24 protein-coding genes are annotated in these 14,466 nt (G+C 60.6%); 2 read left to right on the forward strand and 22 right to left on the reverse strand.

All coding sequences use genetic code 11. From position 1 onward, the window contains the following. Nucleotides 1–22: 22 nt before the first annotated feature. From KX928_RS24250 to KX928_RS12805, 19 genes are read right to left on the reverse strand one after another with little or no spacing between them, the layout of a single operon-like run. Nucleotides 23–400 carry an ArsR family transcriptional regulator gene (locus KX928_RS24250; protein ID WP_219502938.1) on the reverse strand — a complete coding sequence of 126 codons (378 nt, stop codon included), beginning with the start codon at nt 398–400 and terminating at the stop codon, nt 23–25. Continuing rightward, nucleotides 397–651 carry a hypothetical protein gene (locus KX928_RS12720; protein WP_219502941.1) on the reverse strand — a complete coding sequence of 85 codons (255 nt, stop codon included), beginning with the start codon at nt 649–651 and terminating at the stop codon, nt 397–399. Before KX928_RS12720 ends, KX928_RS24250 begins: the two co-directional genes overlap by 4 nt. Beyond that, nucleotides 648–1,109, reverse strand: coding sequence for a regulatory protein GemA (locus KX928_RS12725; RefSeq protein WP_308342309.1), 462 nt, complete (start codon nt 1,107–1,109; stop codon nt 648–650). Before KX928_RS12725 ends, KX928_RS12720 begins: the two co-directional genes overlap by 4 nt. After that, nucleotides 1,106–1,492, reverse strand: a complete 387-nt coding sequence (locus KX928_RS12730; RefSeq protein ID WP_219502944.1) for a helix-turn-helix domain-containing protein — start codon at nt 1,490–1,492, stop codon at nt 1,106–1,108. Before KX928_RS12730 ends, KX928_RS12725 begins: the two co-directional genes overlap by 4 nt. Continuing rightward, nucleotides 1,489–1,914, reverse strand: a complete 426-nt coding sequence (locus tag KX928_RS12735) for a hypothetical protein (RefSeq protein ID WP_219502947.1) — start codon at nt 1,912–1,914, stop codon at nt 1,489–1,491. Before KX928_RS12735 ends, KX928_RS12730 begins: the two co-directional genes overlap by 4 nt. After that, nucleotides 1,908–2,195 (reverse strand): hypothetical protein, encoded by a 288-nt coding sequence (locus KX928_RS12740; protein WP_219503876.1) that lies wholly within the window; start codon nt 2,193–2,195, stop codon nt 1,908–1,910. Before KX928_RS12740 ends, KX928_RS12735 begins: the two co-directional genes overlap by 7 nt. Beyond that, nucleotides 2,159–3,010 carry a DUF3164 family protein gene (locus KX928_RS12745; RefSeq protein WP_257883745.1) on the reverse strand — a complete coding sequence of 284 codons (852 nt, stop codon included), beginning with the start codon at nt 3,008–3,010 and terminating at the stop codon, nt 2,159–2,161. The genes KX928_RS12740 and KX928_RS12745 overlap by 37 nt, the downstream gene beginning before the upstream one ends. After that, nucleotides 3,003–3,182 (reverse strand): hypothetical protein, encoded by a 180-nt coding sequence (locus KX928_RS12750; RefSeq protein WP_219502949.1) that lies wholly within the window; start codon nt 3,180–3,182, stop codon nt 3,003–3,005. Before KX928_RS12750 ends, KX928_RS12745 begins: the two co-directional genes overlap by 8 nt. A 4-nt stretch (nt 3,183–3,186) precedes the next feature. After that, complete coding sequence (locus KX928_RS12755) at nt 3,187–3,393, reverse strand: hypothetical protein (protein WP_219502951.1); 207 nt, start codon at nt 3,391–3,393, stop codon at nt 3,187–3,189. Continuing rightward, complete coding sequence (locus KX928_RS12760; RefSeq protein ID WP_219503879.1) at nt 3,390–3,593, reverse strand: hypothetical protein; 204 nt, start codon at nt 3,591–3,593, stop codon at nt 3,390–3,392. Before KX928_RS12760 ends, KX928_RS12755 begins: the two co-directional genes overlap by 4 nt. Nucleotides 3,594–3,597: 4 nt before the next feature. Continuing rightward, nucleotides 3,598–3,984 carry a hypothetical protein gene (locus tag KX928_RS12765; protein ID WP_219502953.1) on the reverse strand — a complete coding sequence of 129 codons (387 nt, stop codon included), beginning with the start codon at nt 3,982–3,984 and terminating at the stop codon, nt 3,598–3,600. Further along, on the reverse strand, nt 3,981–4,535 hold the full coding sequence (locus KX928_RS12770; RefSeq protein WP_219502956.1) for a hypothetical protein: 555 nt from the start codon (nt 4,533–4,535) through the stop codon (nt 3,981–3,983). The genes KX928_RS12765 and KX928_RS12770 overlap by 4 nt, the downstream gene beginning before the upstream one ends. Further along, a complete protein-coding gene (locus tag KX928_RS12775) occupies nt 4,535–5,311 on the reverse strand; it encodes an AAA family ATPase (RefSeq protein WP_219502960.1) in 777 nt (258 codons plus the stop codon). Before KX928_RS12775 ends, KX928_RS12770 begins: the two co-directional genes overlap by 1 nt. Nucleotides 5,312–5,338: 27 nt before the next feature. Continuing rightward, nucleotides 5,339–7,471: a transposase domain-containing protein gene (locus tag KX928_RS12780; RefSeq protein ID WP_219502963.1), complete on the reverse strand. Its 2,133-nt coding sequence runs from the start codon at nt 7,469–7,471 to the stop codon at nt 5,339–5,341. A 3-nt stretch (nt 7,472–7,474) separates the two neighbouring features. Then, nucleotides 7,475–8,356: a ParB/RepB/Spo0J family partition protein gene (locus KX928_RS12785; protein ID WP_219502964.1), complete on the reverse strand. Its 882-nt coding sequence runs from the start codon at nt 8,354–8,356 to the stop codon at nt 7,475–7,477. Next, entirely contained in the window at nt 8,356–8,607 is a 252-nt protein-coding gene (locus tag KX928_RS12790; protein WP_219502966.1) for a hypothetical protein, read from the reverse strand. Before KX928_RS12790 ends, KX928_RS12785 begins: the two co-directional genes overlap by 1 nt. Then, nucleotides 8,607–8,840, reverse strand: a complete 234-nt coding sequence (locus KX928_RS12795; protein WP_219502968.1) for a hypothetical protein — start codon at nt 8,838–8,840, stop codon at nt 8,607–8,609. Before KX928_RS12795 ends, KX928_RS12790 begins: the two co-directional genes overlap by 1 nt. Beyond that, entirely contained in the window at nt 8,840–9,151 is a 312-nt protein-coding gene (locus KX928_RS12800) for a hypothetical protein (RefSeq protein WP_219502970.1), read from the reverse strand. Before KX928_RS12800 ends, KX928_RS12795 begins: the two co-directional genes overlap by 1 nt. Further along, nucleotides 9,148–9,432: a hypothetical protein gene (locus tag KX928_RS12805; RefSeq protein WP_219502972.1), complete on the reverse strand. Its 285-nt coding sequence runs from the start codon at nt 9,430–9,432 to the stop codon at nt 9,148–9,150. The genes KX928_RS12800 and KX928_RS12805 overlap by 4 nt, the downstream gene beginning before the upstream one ends. A gap of 361 nt (nt 9,433–9,793) precedes the next feature. On the opposite strand from KX928_RS12805, the gene KX928_RS12810 reads away from it, so the two are divergent. Next, nucleotides 9,794–10,906 carry a S24 family peptidase gene (locus KX928_RS12810; protein WP_219502974.1) on the forward strand — a complete coding sequence of 371 codons (1,113 nt, stop codon included), beginning with the start codon at nt 9,794–9,796 and terminating at the stop codon, nt 10,904–10,906. A gap of 22 nt (nt 10,907–10,928) precedes the next feature. Then, complete coding sequence (locus tag KX928_RS12815) at nt 10,929–11,183, forward strand: hypothetical protein (protein ID WP_219502977.1); 255 nt, start codon at nt 10,929–10,931, stop codon at nt 11,181–11,183. Nucleotides 11,184–11,769: 586 nt separating this feature from the next. On the opposite strand, the gene rimK is transcribed toward KX928_RS12815, so the two are convergent. From rimK to KX928_RS12830, 3 genes are all read right to left on the reverse strand, one after another. After that, a complete protein-coding gene (gene rimK / locus KX928_RS12820; RefSeq protein ID WP_219502980.1) occupies nt 11,770–13,149 on the reverse strand; it encodes a 30S ribosomal protein S6--L-glutamate ligase in 1,380 nt (459 codons plus the stop codon). A 101-nt stretch (nt 13,150–13,250) separates the two neighbouring features. Beyond that, complete coding sequence (locus KX928_RS12825) at nt 13,251–13,526, reverse strand: NfeD family protein (protein ID WP_219502983.1); 276 nt, start codon at nt 13,524–13,526, stop codon at nt 13,251–13,253. After that, entirely contained in the window at nt 13,523–14,419 is an 897-nt protein-coding gene (locus KX928_RS12830) for an SPFH domain-containing protein (RefSeq protein WP_219502985.1), read from the reverse strand. The genes KX928_RS12825 and KX928_RS12830 overlap by 4 nt, the downstream gene beginning before the upstream one ends. Between the last annotated feature and the right edge of the window lie 47 nt (nt 14,420–14,466).

Consider the following 14,466-nt stretch of genomic DNA (forward strand, 5'->3'; position numbering starts at 1 on the left):
TCCGCGCAATTGCGCGGATGCGTCAGAACAGTGAGGGTTGATCGGGGGAGGGGGTGGGCGTGTCGCGCAAGCCGTCAAGGTGCCTTCGCACGGTGCTGTCATTGATGTGCAGTTTGCGGGCAATTTCAGCAACGGACAAGCCTTTTGATTTCAGCGCTGCGGAGAGCCACGGTTTGGCGTTGGGAATGCGGGCCTTCATGTGGGGTGCGGCTTCGACCAGGGCACGCATCTTTTCGGTGCCGATGGATTTCTCTAGCGCCGATTTGCCCTGCGGGTTGGCCGGGAAGTAAACCTCCGCACCGCCGAACTCGAGCAGGAAGTCCACAGCCCCGTCGACACCGAGGATGCGGACATAGGTGGCGATGTTCGCAGGGGGCTTTGGGAGGCGCGATCTCGTCACTTGCGGCGTCTCCGCCAGCGCCGGGCGCGGTTGGAGAGGGGTTGCAGGATCCCGTGCACTGTGGTGACCCGGCCCGTCTTGCTCAACCGGTACTTCACGCCGTCGCTGATCTGACTGTCGGCCCCGGCCTTCCGGCCTTCTACGGTGGCATTGGCAATGCGCCTCTTGAGCGACTTGACGTCCACGCCATAAACCCGCTCGAGATAGCACAGAACCGCATGGTCGGTCACGATATCCCGCTTGTCTGTCATCGGCCTGTGCGCCCAAAGTCGAAATCAATACCGGCGCGTTTTCCCCATGCCTTCAGGGCGCGGATCACTGCGTCGATCTGATCCTTCTCGCGCAGCATGTCGATGTCTGCCGGGACGGATTGCCAGTGATCGCCGAACCGGCTGCGCACGAAGGCGTTGAGGCCCGCCCGATCGGGTCGATCGAGCACTCCCGCGTCCCCCAGCTTGCGCCAGAGGACATGGATCAGGCGCAGGTCCGACCGAGGCGCTGCGCGGTGGGTTTTTCCCGGCTTCGAATTGGGATTGAAGCCGTCTTTCTTCAGGCGATCAAGAACCGCGTCCATGTCCTGCTCGGTCATCTCTGACATGCTGGCCTTGCCGCAGACCTCAAGCTGCAGCGCGCGCCGGTCATCCTGATCCAGCGCCAGTTCGCGGCAGGCCACGTGGATCAGCTTCATCTTGCGCAGGGAGGCACTCACGACGTGTGCCTCCGAATAAACTGCGGGGTCGGCGCAAGCCGGGTGCGACGTGATTTGAAGGGCCATGCGTGTACGAACCGGGGGGCGTGGGCGACGTTTTCCTTGACCCGTTCCGTTATGATCTTGAGCGCCATCTCGATCTCCAGATCCCGGATTTCTTCCAGACGCTTCAGGCCGCCAAGCACAGTCGTGTGATCGCGGTCTCCAAATTCGCGTCCGATTGTGACCGTCGAGGCGTCGGTGAGGGACTTGCAAAGTGCAAAGGCCACATAGCGCATGCGCGCAAAGTCCTTGCGGTGGCTCGGCCCGGTGAGGACGGCCTCCGGTACACCGAAATGCCGCGCTGTGGCCGATCTGATGTCGCTGATTGCGATGTGGTTCATGCCGCAAGCTCCAGAATTTCCTGCTCTGCAGAATAGCCCCACAGGATCCACACGCCTCGAAACACTCCAATCCCATACTCTCGGAACCAGAAGGTGTGGAAGTCGGCCATGTCGTCAAATCCATCTGCGCGGGCAAATCTGTTGAGATGCGAGTTGTGATGCTGGCATTGCGGGTCAAGCACGAAGGGTCCGGCGTGCACAAAGGCGATTTTATCCTCCTCGACATGGATCCGGATCGGCTCGACCCGCGTGCAGATCGGATCGGGGATGATCTTGCGGCAGTATTTGGTGCGCATCGCCTCATAGAGCTGGACTGGCTCTCCGACGCGTGCATGGCGTTTGCGTTCCCCCCGGATGGTGCCGAACTTGGTGCCGTCCTCGATGCGCGGGCTGAAGCGTTTCTTGAAGCTGTAGGCTACCACAACTCTGGTTCCTCAGCCCACCGCCTGATCTCTTCATCGACCGCTTCAAGCACGCCATCGATCGCCGCATCCAAATCCGAAAACAGGCCGTCAATTGCACCGCTTATCGGGCCTTCATCCCAATAGCCTGCAATATCGTTGAGGTATCTGGAGTTGCTTTTCTTCAGCGCCTTTAACTTTCGAACCGTGCGCGCGCGCGCCTCCTTTTCTGACCGGGGTTGAGCTGGCATCCGTCTCATGCTGCTCACGCCTTCGCCATGTCGATGGTGACCGACTTCCATGTCGCGTCAAAACGGTCGCGACGGTAACACCGGATGTAGGTTTTGGAGCCGACAACGCGCTGCGCGTCGCGGATCGCGTCCATGGCGCGCTTCCAGCGGGCGTCCTCGATCGGCAGGCGCGTCAGCTTGATGATCTCCGCCCGGTTGACCATCCCGGCCTTGTCGGTGTGGAACGCGTTGGTGATGACCGCGCGGATCTCCGGGCGCGCATCCTCTGACCATTCGTTCAGGCAGGCGTCGACCAGTTCCTTGGCGATCTGCAATTCCGGTCCGAAATCGATGAAGTCGTTGATCCGAACCTCGACCTTGTAGAGGCCGTCATAGGACATCAGGCTCTTGTTGCCTTTCCGGCCACCGACGGTCAGCCCGTATTCCTGCGCGAGGATTTCCTCGAAGCCGTCGATGTCATCGATCACATGGGCTTTCTGGCGGGAGACCTGCTCGCTGAGCGCGATCCAGTAGCCGATGATCTTGCGCACCGTCTCGTCCTCAAGCTGGTGCTGGGCCTTGACCATATCCAGCGGTACCAACCCGCCCTTGGCGTCGTTCATGTAGGTCTTGCCGTTGGTCTCGACCTTGCCGGTCGGGATCGGTGCGGGGGTGAAACTGCTTGTGGTCCCGCCCTGCGGCGACAGGTTCAGCGCGTCGGCTACCTGTTGCGCCGCTGCCTGCGGATCCGGCAGATCATCATTGATTTCACAGACGAGGAAGCCGAAGGAAAAGCTTTGCTTTCCGCTGGCATCGACCTTCGCCTTACCGCGCCGAAAAACGGCTCCGTCTTCGGCGTAATAGGGGCCACAGGTTGGATCAGTCATGAGAAGCATCCTTTTCCGAGTTGAGTTGAGTTTCCTCTTCGGCGGCGATTTCCTCGAGTGCCTCGATCGCGTCGCGCAGACGACTGCAGGCCGTCCAGAACGCGCCGTCCTTGATGTACGTTTCCGCCAGCTGGATCTGGCATTTGGCGTCATGAATGGTTTTTGAACCCATCAGATCAGCCCTCCGCACGGTGCTGCGCATTCAGTGCGCTGGCGATCTGCTGGGCTGTACCCGCCGGATTTCCGGCACCTTTGGGCACCTCGCAGACGGTGCGCTGATGGGAGATCACGGTTTCCTGTCCGTTTTCACGCCGTGCGAGGGCACGCTGGAACACGAAGCTGCCGGTGGCGTAATAGGCACCGTCGAGAATGGGTCTCGTCATGTTTTGTCCTTTTCGAGTTGGAGGAAGAGGGGGAGGCGTTCGGGATCGCCGGGTCGGCCTGGCAGTACGCCGCTTGCGGCGATCACCAGCGCCATGGCCTCGATTTCGTCCATCGTGCAGAGCGTTGTGCCACGCGGTCCCATCAGGTCCACCTTGGCCACGCCGCTGGCCGCAAGGCGCGTCATCTGCTGGACGGTCATTGGTTCAGTCGTTGACGGCACGGGAACCTCCCCTGGTGAAACGGTCGCAGTTGCGACAGGCGCGAAACATCAGCACGCGCTCATACGCCGCCGAGGTGAGCTTGGCCGCATAATCGCGCCAGAACAGGCAATCGGCGGAACTGATCCAGTCGAGCGCCGGGCACTTGACCTGCTCGGCGCAGATCACAGCGCGGACACGCTCTTCCAGGACAGCCATGTTGCCCGCATATTCGTTGCGCAGCGCGGAGCTGATGACACCGGGCGAGCGCCCGATCTGCTTGGCAACCTTGCTTTGTGACGAGCCTGCGGCATCGCAGGCCGCGACCAGGGCTTCAATCCAATCGGGTATGTCGCCCCATGCGGCGCGCGCGATTTCCATACGGTCACTCACAGCCGCGCCCCCTGAACATGAACGACGCGGTCCTCGTTGGTATCCACCACAACCTGCATGCGCCTGATGTTCGGGGGCAGCGGGCCGCTGTCGCGGATCAGCAGGTACCGCGCGGGACGTGCCTGTGAGGGGCGCGCCTTCTGGATGACTTTCAGGTATTGTGCGGACAGCAGTGCAGAACAGAACTTTTGCGCTTCTGCGTCCGACACCGGACCGTCTGTTGCCGCCAGCGATGCCACGATGTCCTGAGACGTGAACTGGCGCAGCACCCGGATCGCCGTCCACATGGCCCCGGCAGGTGTCGCGCGTTTCTGCGAGGCACGTTCCTGCCGTGCCTCGGCGTCCATCAGGGAATAGAAAATCTGGTTGTTTTCGCGTTTGACCACGCGCAGCTCACCGCGTTTTTTCAAGCCGACGAGGAAGTGCTTGCGCCTGACTGTCGGGCCGCCCACGGTGGCGAGGATCTCCGCCTGCGTGTAGGCCTCATGTCGTTGCATGAAGTCCATCATGATCTTTTTTTCTGCTTCGAAATCCGCCTCGAATGTGTTCATCAGAGGCCCCTCCGTGGGGCTTTAAAGCCTGCATCAAAGAGCGGGCTGTTGCCCCACATCTCACGGGTCATCTGCTTGTGGCCTTCCGTGCGGCAGACCTCGACCACATACGCCAGCTCGTTACTGATCTCGCGGGCGTTGCCTTTGTTGGCTGCGCGGATGAACTCGAGCATGCTGTCGTCGATCTCGATGCCCTCGGCATAGTTTTCAGCCAGCAGTCGGGTGTCGCGCAGGTCCAACGGTTCAGCATAAGCGACTTCAATGATGCGGCTTTTAACCAATTGCCACTTTTGAAGTTTCATCGGCATCTCTTCCATGCCAACCAGGATCACCGGCACGCCGGAGCCGTCGTGCATGTCGCGGATCATCTTGATCATGCCCCGGTCGATCGCATAATCGACCTCGTCAATGATCAGGGGCCGGTTTGCGAGAGCCAGTCCCTCATTGACCTGTTTCATCATCTCCGCCAGCGACCGGTGCGGCTGGACCGACAGTTCGCGCAGGATCTCGGTCAGCAATGTCTTCTTGGTCCAGAGCTCCTGCACGCTGATGTGGATCGCGTCATAAGCGACCGTGCAATGGATGCAGCCAAAGCTCTTGCCGAACCCCGGCGGGCCGGAAAACGCCGCCATGCCGGTCAGGCCAAACGGGCGGTCATTCACCCGCCTGATCAACCGGCTCAGCGCCGCCACGTTGCGCAGCGGCTTCACCCTGTTGCCTAAATTCATACCCTGTGCCATTTTGCCTCCATTGCTAGCTACTTTAACGACCGTCATCCGGGGCCATCCGGGTGGCGGTTTTCCTTATCCGACGCCGTCCGCACCGAATGTGTTGAAGAGATCCAGCAGGCTCGTGTACTCGCTGGATTTGACGTATTGCTGAACCTTGCGCGCCTCCTCGGTGCCGATGGGTTCCCCGGCCTCTGACCGGGCCAGAACCGACCGCGCCCAGCGGAACCTCTCCTCGGGCGTCTCGCCGAGGCTGTTGGACGGGGTGGCAGCGCGCTTGCCCGGCCCATGCATCTGCAGGACCAGCGCTTCGCGCTCTGTCTCGATCGCGGGATCTTCCGGCGCTTCGTAGGCTGGCGGTCTGTTTGGCATGGCAGCGCGCCGGGTTCCGAACACGGGTGCGACAACCTTGGCCTCCAGCGGCTCTGACGGGGCTGGGGCACGTGCATCCCTGCGCTCCGCGACCTCTGTAACCGAATGCGGCTTGTGGGCGTCCACAAGGGCCTTCTCGGCGCGCTTGATCCGCGCTTTTTGAGCCGCCAGTTCGCGGGCCTCGGTCAGGTCGAAGAAACCCACCTCCTGCTGGCATTCCGCATGGCCCAGAAAGGCCCCGTCGGCATCGTAGATGTAGATGCCCGCGTGCAAATCCTCCGGGTCAAACCGCGCCACGACCCGCAAGGAAGGGTGCTGTGACATCCATGCGGAGTGGTAGACGTTGCCGTAAGCCTTCAGGCTGCCGTTGTCGCGGTTCAGCTTGCCGACGTGCTGCCCCATGAGCCACAGGCGGCGCTGCTCTTCCGTGGCGCGCCTGATGGGTGCCGTGGCATAACTCTCCTCGAACGTGGCATCAAAGGACCGGCCATTCGCGCTGGGGGTGAGCCTGCCGTCGCGGGCATTGTGCTCGTCGATCTTCTCGGCGACCACGGCGAGGAACTTCTCCGCCGCAACGGCCCGGCTGCCGTAGTTTTCCGGCTTCGCATCTGGCCGGTTGCCGACATAGGCCCCGTGAAAACGGGGATCCTTTGCCAGATCGCTGGCCAGATCCCGGAAAGCACGCTCGATGGGCTTCGACTGGCCGCGCGCGGGCGTGGCCCAGTGCACCTGAATGCCCATCAGGGGCAGAACGCCTATGGGGTCATCCTCACGGACCTTGAAGCGGAAGCGCGTGGCGGTACCGGCGGTCATCCACTTGTTGGCAAATTCGCGCCCGTTGTCGAAAAGGCAGTGGCGCGGAATACCCCAGCGCTCGACCAGCTCGCCGAAAGCCGACATCACCATCACCTTGTTGGGGTCATGATCGACCCGCCAGCTCAGGATCTTGTTGCTGTAGAGATCCTGGAAGGCCACGATCTGGGGGCGGTTCACGGTACCGTCGGGCCAGCGCACGAAGATGTCGATCTTGTGGCAGTCGGCGTTGACGCCTTCCAGCGCGGTCATGCCGCTGCGGTCGCGGATCTGTGAGGGGAAGCATCTCTCCAGCCCCTTCACACCCTCGCGGGCGAAGACCCGCGTCACGCGCGGCACGTCGCGCTCCAGACGCCGCTGCGCGGTACGGGGCTTCAGGGTTGCCCAACCGTGCTTCCTGGCCTCCGCCAGAGCGTCCCTGTAGCTTTCGCGGAACGTCGGCTGTTCAACGCGCAGGTAGACGCTTTGCAGGTAACCCATGAAGGCTCTCACATCCTGAGACACACTCTTGGTACGCGCGGTCAGGCTCTGCCGTGGGACGAGATAGGCGAGCCGGTCCTCCTCCGCTACACCCTCGATCATCGAAAGCCAGTTGTAGATCGTGCGCGATGACACCCCGTACTTCCTTGCTACCGCATCGGTCGCCGCAACATGGCTGTTGCCCGCCCCGTGCAGCGCCTCGATGAGACGAATGGCCTCCAGACGCATCCGGGCCTTGGCCTTGGCGCTGTCCTTCAGCCCCTCGAAATCGGTCCAGGCCTGACCCCGGTCTGGGCGCGCATCCTCCGCCTCGAGCTTCTGTGTCAGCAGCGCCTTGCGGGTCTCGGACGGCAGCACTGACCAGTGGTATTGCCAACCACCGCCACGTCCGGCCTTGCGTCTTGCGCAATCCGGGATGCTGCGCCAGTTCAGCCGGTCGGCCATGGCATTTATGGCCCGCTTCGTGCCGGGCATCAGCGGCAGGCCGGACGCGGCCAGCTCGTCGGCAGTCCACCAGAGTTGTGCGGGTTCAAGGCGGGCCATGATCTACTTGCGCCCCCGGGCCTTAAAGGGGACCGCGCCCGCCGCCTCGACGCGCTCGGCGAGAAATGACTGCAGCTCCTCGCTGAAGTCGCGCACAAAGCGTCGCCGCGCGTCCTTTGGCGCGCGGGCGTAGGCTTCATATAGCTTCCTGTGCGCCTTATCGACGGGATCGACCGCCGCTGTGCCGGGCTGTTTGCGGCGGTCCAGCACTTCCTTTGCGGACTTGGCTTTCCCGAGGGACAATTCGCGGCAGATGACGGGCCGGTCGTCGGGCGCGCATTTTGCGAGAGCCTGAAGATCAGCCAGCGTGACACGATGCGGGGCTGATCGAAGCATCGAAATAGCTTCAGGGTCGAGCGCTTGTCCTGCCGACACCAGCCGTCGGATCGTCCGTTCAGACTGGTTCATTTTGTCCGCTGTCGAGGTAACAAATGATGCGACGGCCATGTTGTCCGTCGCATCCCATCTTTTGGCTGCGAGGGCCGCACCTGAAACTGCCCTGGTCTCCGGGTACATCCGCTCGTAGACTGCCTTGCGCTCGGCCAGAAACACGGCCAGATCCAGCGGGTTCAGGTCGGTGTGGGCAAGGTTGTCATCGATCTCCGCCAGCATTGCCCAGTCATCGGTGCAGTCCCAGACCTTGCAGGGTATCTTCTGGCGCTTCATGCGGCGGAAGGCCTCGATACGGTGCCCTCCGGCGATCAGGCGCAGAATGCCATCCTGATGGGCCACCTTGCGCACATGGATCTCCGATTGCAGGCCGATCTCCTTGATAGAGGCGATCAGGCTGGTAACGGCGGTCTCGGAGAAGGGACGCAACCTGCCATCGGTCCGGATGGCATCAATGTCGATTTCCAGGGTGTTGAGCAGCTTCGCGTCGCGCATCACAGGTCCCCCTCGGAAGCCCGTCGCGCGATGTCCGCCGCAAAAAGGATGATGTCATGCAAATTCAGATCGGCGACAACACCGTCCACACGCACTTGCATGCGGAAGTTGGACACGGACCGGATAACGTCAAAGCTCTTTTCCTCGGCTCCCTCGCCCACCGTTCCGACGGCAACTTTCTCATGTAGAAAGCCGTTGAATTCGCTCCGGTCTCCGACCAAAAATGTCACTTGTTGCGCAATGGATTTCATCAGGCCTCCGGTGATTTCAATAGGGTGTAGTAAAAGCGGCGCTCGCCGTTTTTGACTTCCTGCTCACACAGAATGTCCGCTCCGTTCTCGCGCAGTTCGGCAATGACGGAATTGACCGCGCAGATGTTCGCCTTGCGCATGAGAGACCGTGTGCTGATGCGGCCCCTGGTGTCCTGTAGGACTTTCAGCGTGCGCTGCAGGCGATCGCTTTTGCCGAGGCTCGCGTTGTTCATCACAGACGCCCTGCGGACTGATCGTAAAACGCCTCGGCGGCGCGCTCCAGAACACCGCTGGCCATCAGGATCAGGGCCTGCGCGACAATGGTGCACTTCGCCTTTTCGTCTTCCTGCGCCGCCTCGATCAGGCGGGTGCGCAAGGCCTCCGGCGGGGGCGACCCGGCACCGGAAATCTCGATTGAAACATCGCGCAGGGTGGCTCGCGTCAGGGCATAGTGCGCGATGGCGTTCTCGAAGGCCGCAATGCGCTCTCCGGGAGTGAGCGGGTTCTGCAGGACTTCGACGTCCGGATTGATCGGAAGGGTCATTGCAGCAAGGCTCCTATGAAGTAGAATGCGATGGGGATCAGGAAAACGCAGGCCGCGCCGATCACATCGCCTGCGAATTCGCGAAACGAGGTCCAGGGCAGATCGCCCATGCCCTTCCGTTCCGGCAGGTCAAAGGCGCTGTCGATCTGATCCAGGGTGTGTTGCTGAAAAGGCGCGGGCGAGGGGTGTTGGGAAGCCTCACCCGCGCAGGTGGCCGAGACCGGCAGGTCCATGATGACAGGGACAGTCTCGGCAGCAGTGTCGGGGCGGCGGAGGGTCATGATGCCCTCCGTTTGGTCTCGTCAACGTTGGGGCGGGGGATATCTTCTGGCCACTCGAGGTCTTCGGGCCAGTTGCTCATAAACCAAACGATGCATGCATCGTACGTCCGGATGGTGAATGTTTTTTTGGGTAACTTCAGGTTCTTCAGAAACTGCCCGTCGCCGCGCACCAAGAATGAAACGCGAGAGAGTGAGAGGCCTTTGTGTTGCCGGTAAGCTTCCGAAAGCCTTTGTATCTGGTTTTTAAGTAACTGCTCCATACTGCCAGCATAAGACGGATAAATCTTGCCAAGTCAAGATTTATCTGCCTTACCTGTAAGACAAGATTTATTTATCTTTATTCAAACTATATTGATTGCTCATGTTAACGACCCACAAATCAAAGGCGATTAGCCGATCCTTAGCTGACGCCGTGAATGCGGCGCTCGAAAAAAAAGGTGTTTCGGCTCGAAAAGCATCGCTTGACGTTGTTGGGCACGATGGATTGATCAGGGACATTCGGGCGGGGCGGATACCCAGCTATGATCGCGTCAAGGCGCTGTTTGAATATCTGGAGATCGATCCAAGTGGAGACGCCCGGGACACTTTCATCAGCCACAAATGGGCCGATCAGTTGCTGCCACATCTCGGGATGGCTAAGTGTAGCATCGACGGATGGGCGGATGACTATCGCGATCGGGATCCGCTGCCGCGCCCGGCCTGGATCGAGGATGACAAGGCATTCTGGATCATGGCCACCGGTCAGTCGATGGAACGTGAAGGGATAATTTCTGGCGACTACTGCCTTGTCTCACCGGCCCGCCAGCCGCACCTCGGCGACAGGGTGTTCATCAAGGACGTTGTGGGAAAGGTCGCAATCAAACGGTTGCTGGACATGGACGGGCGCACGGCAAAACTGCGCGGATGGCAACCCATCCGCGACGAACGACAAAAAGAGTTCCTGGAAGAGCGGCCTCTGAAGATGGTCAAGGAGCTGTTTCCGGTAGTCGCCGTCTATCGCGGCAGGCCCGGTAACGAGAAACGCGAACCACTCTTCATTCCCGATCCACGCGCGCCTGAGTTACCGCGCCACGACGGGATCGTACTGGTTGAAGTCATGATGGAAAGCCTCGTGGCCGGGCGACAGGCGGGTATTCCTGGCACCCTTGGGTTTCATGAAAAGTGGCTGCGATCCATCGGATTGCTGCCAGAGAATGCGGCACTCGTCGCGGTTAAGGATCAGGAAATGGAGCCGACGTTCTCCACCCGGTCCATCGGTCTCATTAACAAGGCGCTGACACGTATCGAAGCAAATTCGATCTACGCAATTCGGCGAAACAAAGAAGTCTTGTTGCGTCGGCTCGAAGCACTACCGGACGGGACATTGATCATTCGGGGCGACAGTCCGGCGGCGAAAAGCTCGGTTCTGCCGTCGGGAAGGGCAGGGGACGTAGAGGTCATTGGCCGGGTTGTCTGGTCAGGTCATCATTTATAAAGTGTTTTGAAAGGAAGTCGTTGTGAAAAAATCATTATTGTTTGGCGCACTCGCGCTCACGGCCTGTGCCGAATTGCCGCCGTCAGTTGTTGAGTACAACGGTTCGAGCGTTAAAGTCCGCCAAAGCACTTTCTATACCGTCCCTGATCCATCCGATCCGGGTGTGGTCGGTGAAGCGGTGAGGGTATGTGGAACCAATGGAAAACGGGCTGAACACGCGTCGTCGATAATTGCTCCGAGCGCTGCATATACCGAACATCTCTATCTCTGCCTGTAGCGAATTAGCGGCCAAATCGTTTCCCACTTCCGCAAGGCTGATTTCTGGTTATGATTTGGCTAAGACGCTGAATTGGCGCGCAATTTCCCTTTCTGGGAAATCCGAAATGAACCGGGAAGCCCATTTCCCAGTTCGCATACCGAAATCTGCTAGATAGTCCGCCGTCATGCTTGCTAGGATCGGGCGAAAACCCTTTATTATAAGAGATTTACGCCGGATCATGGGGTTTGCAGTTATTTATGTCACATAATGACGTTTATAGGCCCTCAGGGCCGTTTTTGGGCGGTGCTGAAGGACATCAATGCAAACGGAAAATTTTCTGTCCCGCTGGCTGAAAGCCCTTTTTTTTGTGGGCTGCATCCGCCTTCTTCCGGCTTCATCGGGGGTCTTCCGGTTACTGCAATACTTAGTGTCCCTCTACAGTGACATGGATACTTGCCGTGATAGTCGCAGATACACGGGGTAGCTTGTCACAAGGTGGCGGCGGTCAGGGCAGAGTCAAGTCTCGCGCGTGTCCGACCCCGACCCGGTTGCACTGGCACCGCGCTTTTAACGCTGGGCGCCATCGCAACTGCGGACGGGTGCCTTAGGCCTTGCGCCGGCGCGAAGGTTGCGGTTTCACCCGTGCTTCAATTTCGTCGTAAAGCTTTCCGACAATGTCCTTGCCAGTGGCTTTTTCGATGCCCTCGAAACCGGGGGACGAGTTGACCTCCAGTACCTTCGGCCCATCGGTGGAGCGCAACAGGTCCACTCCGGCCTTGCCGAGACCGAAGGCGCGAGCGGCCCGCACCGCGGTGTCGCGCTCCTCCCTGGTGATGCGGACAACCGTCGCTGAGCCGCCCCGGTGCAGGTTGGAGCGGAAATCACCCTCAGCGCCAGTGCGTTTCATTGCGGCGACAACCTTGCCCGCAATAACGAGGCAGCGGATATCTTCGCCCGCCGCTTCCTTGACGAAATCCTGAACGAGGAAATTGGCCTTGAGACCGCGAAAAGCATCAATCACGGATTCGGCGGCCTTCTTGGTCTCCGCCAGCACCACACCCTTGCCTTGCGTGCTTTCCAGCAGCTTCACGATCAGCGGCGCGGTGCCCACGAGACCCATCAGGTTGGATGTATCCTTGGGCGAGGCGGCAAAGGCAGTGACCGGCATGCCGATCTTCTTGGAGGCCAGCACCTGATGTGCGTGCAGTTTATCCCGTGATGCGGTGATGCCCGCCGAACCGTTCACGCAATAGGTGCCGATCGTCTCGAACTGGCGGATCACGGCGGTGCCATAAGGGGTGATCGACGCGCCGATGCGCGGGATGACGGCGTCATAGCGGGGCAGTCGCTTGCCATCATAGTGCACTTCGGGGGCCATGGTGTTGATCGCCATGTAACACCGGGTCGTATTGATGACCTCGACGGTGTGACCGCGGGCGTCGCCGACCTCGACCAGCCGCCGGGTCGAGTAATTATCCTCGCGGCTGAGCACGGCAATGCGCAGCGCGCGTTTGGGCGCGCGGCGCTTCAGGGCCGCGGTGTGATAGACATCGTAGCTCAGATCCGGCTGCAGCCGCTTTTCGGTGGGCGAGATGGAAATGTGATCGCTCAGCGCCTGACGCCCGAGCAGCATGCGCGACGACATTGTCGCGCGGTTGGTCAGCGTGATCTCGATCGGCCATTCCTGTTCCCCCACGCTCAGCGTTGAGGCGATGACAAACCGCTGCTCGGTCTCGCCGTTGGAGGATGTCACCTCGCGGCGGTCCACGAGCGGTGCCGAGCAGGTTATCGAGACGTCCTGACGACCTGAAATCGGATGCACGTTGAACCGCACCTTGGGTTTCGCGGCGGGACCGAAAACCTCGATATCATGGGCATGCAGGGCAGAGGTGCGCGCGCCCGTATCGACCTTGGCCCTGATCGCGGGCAGACCGAGGTCGGGCAATGCCACCCATTCCTCCCAACCAAATGTCAGCTTGTCCATGTCAGCTTTCCGTTTTGCATTTCACCGGGGGTAACAGGTGCCCCCCGCGATCTCAACCATCGTGATCCGGCAAGGCAGCGCGGCGGCGCCGCGGGCATGTCTCAGTTGTCGTTGATGTCCCGGTGCACGACGCGGGCACCGCTGGATTGCTTTTTGAAGGCGATCCGCAATCCGATCCATGCCAGAAGCGACAGACCGGAAAAAAGCGCCAGCAGCGCGGCAGCGCTCAGCCCGGGAGCCGCCAGGACGACGGCCACCATGACCAGCGCGCCGAGCGCAAAACCCAGGAATATGAACCCCGGCACGAGAACCTCGATCACCGCCAGCGCAAGCGCTGCGGCCATCCAGACCCACCACAGATCAAGCAGCCCGGTCATGACCCGCGCCCTTTGAGCAGTTTGAAGGCATCACCAAAGGCTTCGATGGCCTGAGCCGGCACCACGATGGTCTGCTTGCCATCACCCGCACCAAGCGCGTTCAGGGCGTCCACCTGTTTCAGGGCAATTTGATACTGCGCGGCTTCCAGCCCGTTTTCATTGATCGCCTGCGCCACCACCTGTGTTGCGTAGGCTTCAGCGTCGGCGAGGATGCGGCGTGCCTTGGCGGTCTGCTCTGAGGCGTAAAGCTCGGCATCCGCCGCCAGTTCCACAGCTCGTTTCGACCCTTCGGCCTCGGTGACCTGCGCCCGGCGGGCGCGTTCGGCATTGAGCTGTTGCAGCATCGCATCGCGGGTCGCCTGATCGAGATTGACGTCCAGAATTTCGGCGCGCGTCACCTCGATGCCCCAGTCGTCCACCGCATCCTCGACCGAGGCCTTGATGGTGGAAATCAGCTGCGCGCGATTGGCCTGCACATCGTCGAGGTCCATCTTGCCGATTTCCGCCCGCACGATGCCGGCCACGGTCGTGGCGATGGCGGCGTCCACGTCGCGGATGCGGTAGACGGTACGCTCGGGCTCGGTGATACGGTAGAACACGGAGGTTTCGACCTGAACCAGCACGTTGTCCTTGGTGATCGCGTCCTGGCTGGCGTTGGGCAGTTGCCGTTCCAGAATGGAGATTTCATGCGCCACGCGGTCGATGAAAGGCACGATCAGGTTGATACCGGGCCCGAGAACCGACCGCAGCCGCCCGAACCGCTCGATCACGTATTTCTCGGATTGCGGAACGATCTTGACGGCCTTGACGACCAAAACGATGAAAAGCGCGGCCAGCAGAAGAAAGACCAGACTGCTTTCGATCAGCGACACTATGAGTTCTTCGAAGTCCAAATTACCTGTCCTCGTTAAGTACCTTCGCCGTGAAAGTGGCCGGTTGC

Origin of the sequence: Roseobacter insulae, from assembly GCF_019375555.1 — a bacterium.
In the GTDB taxonomy this organism is placed as follows: domain Bacteria; phylum Pseudomonadota; class Alphaproteobacteria; order Rhodobacterales; family Rhodobacteraceae; genus Roseobacter; species Roseobacter insulae.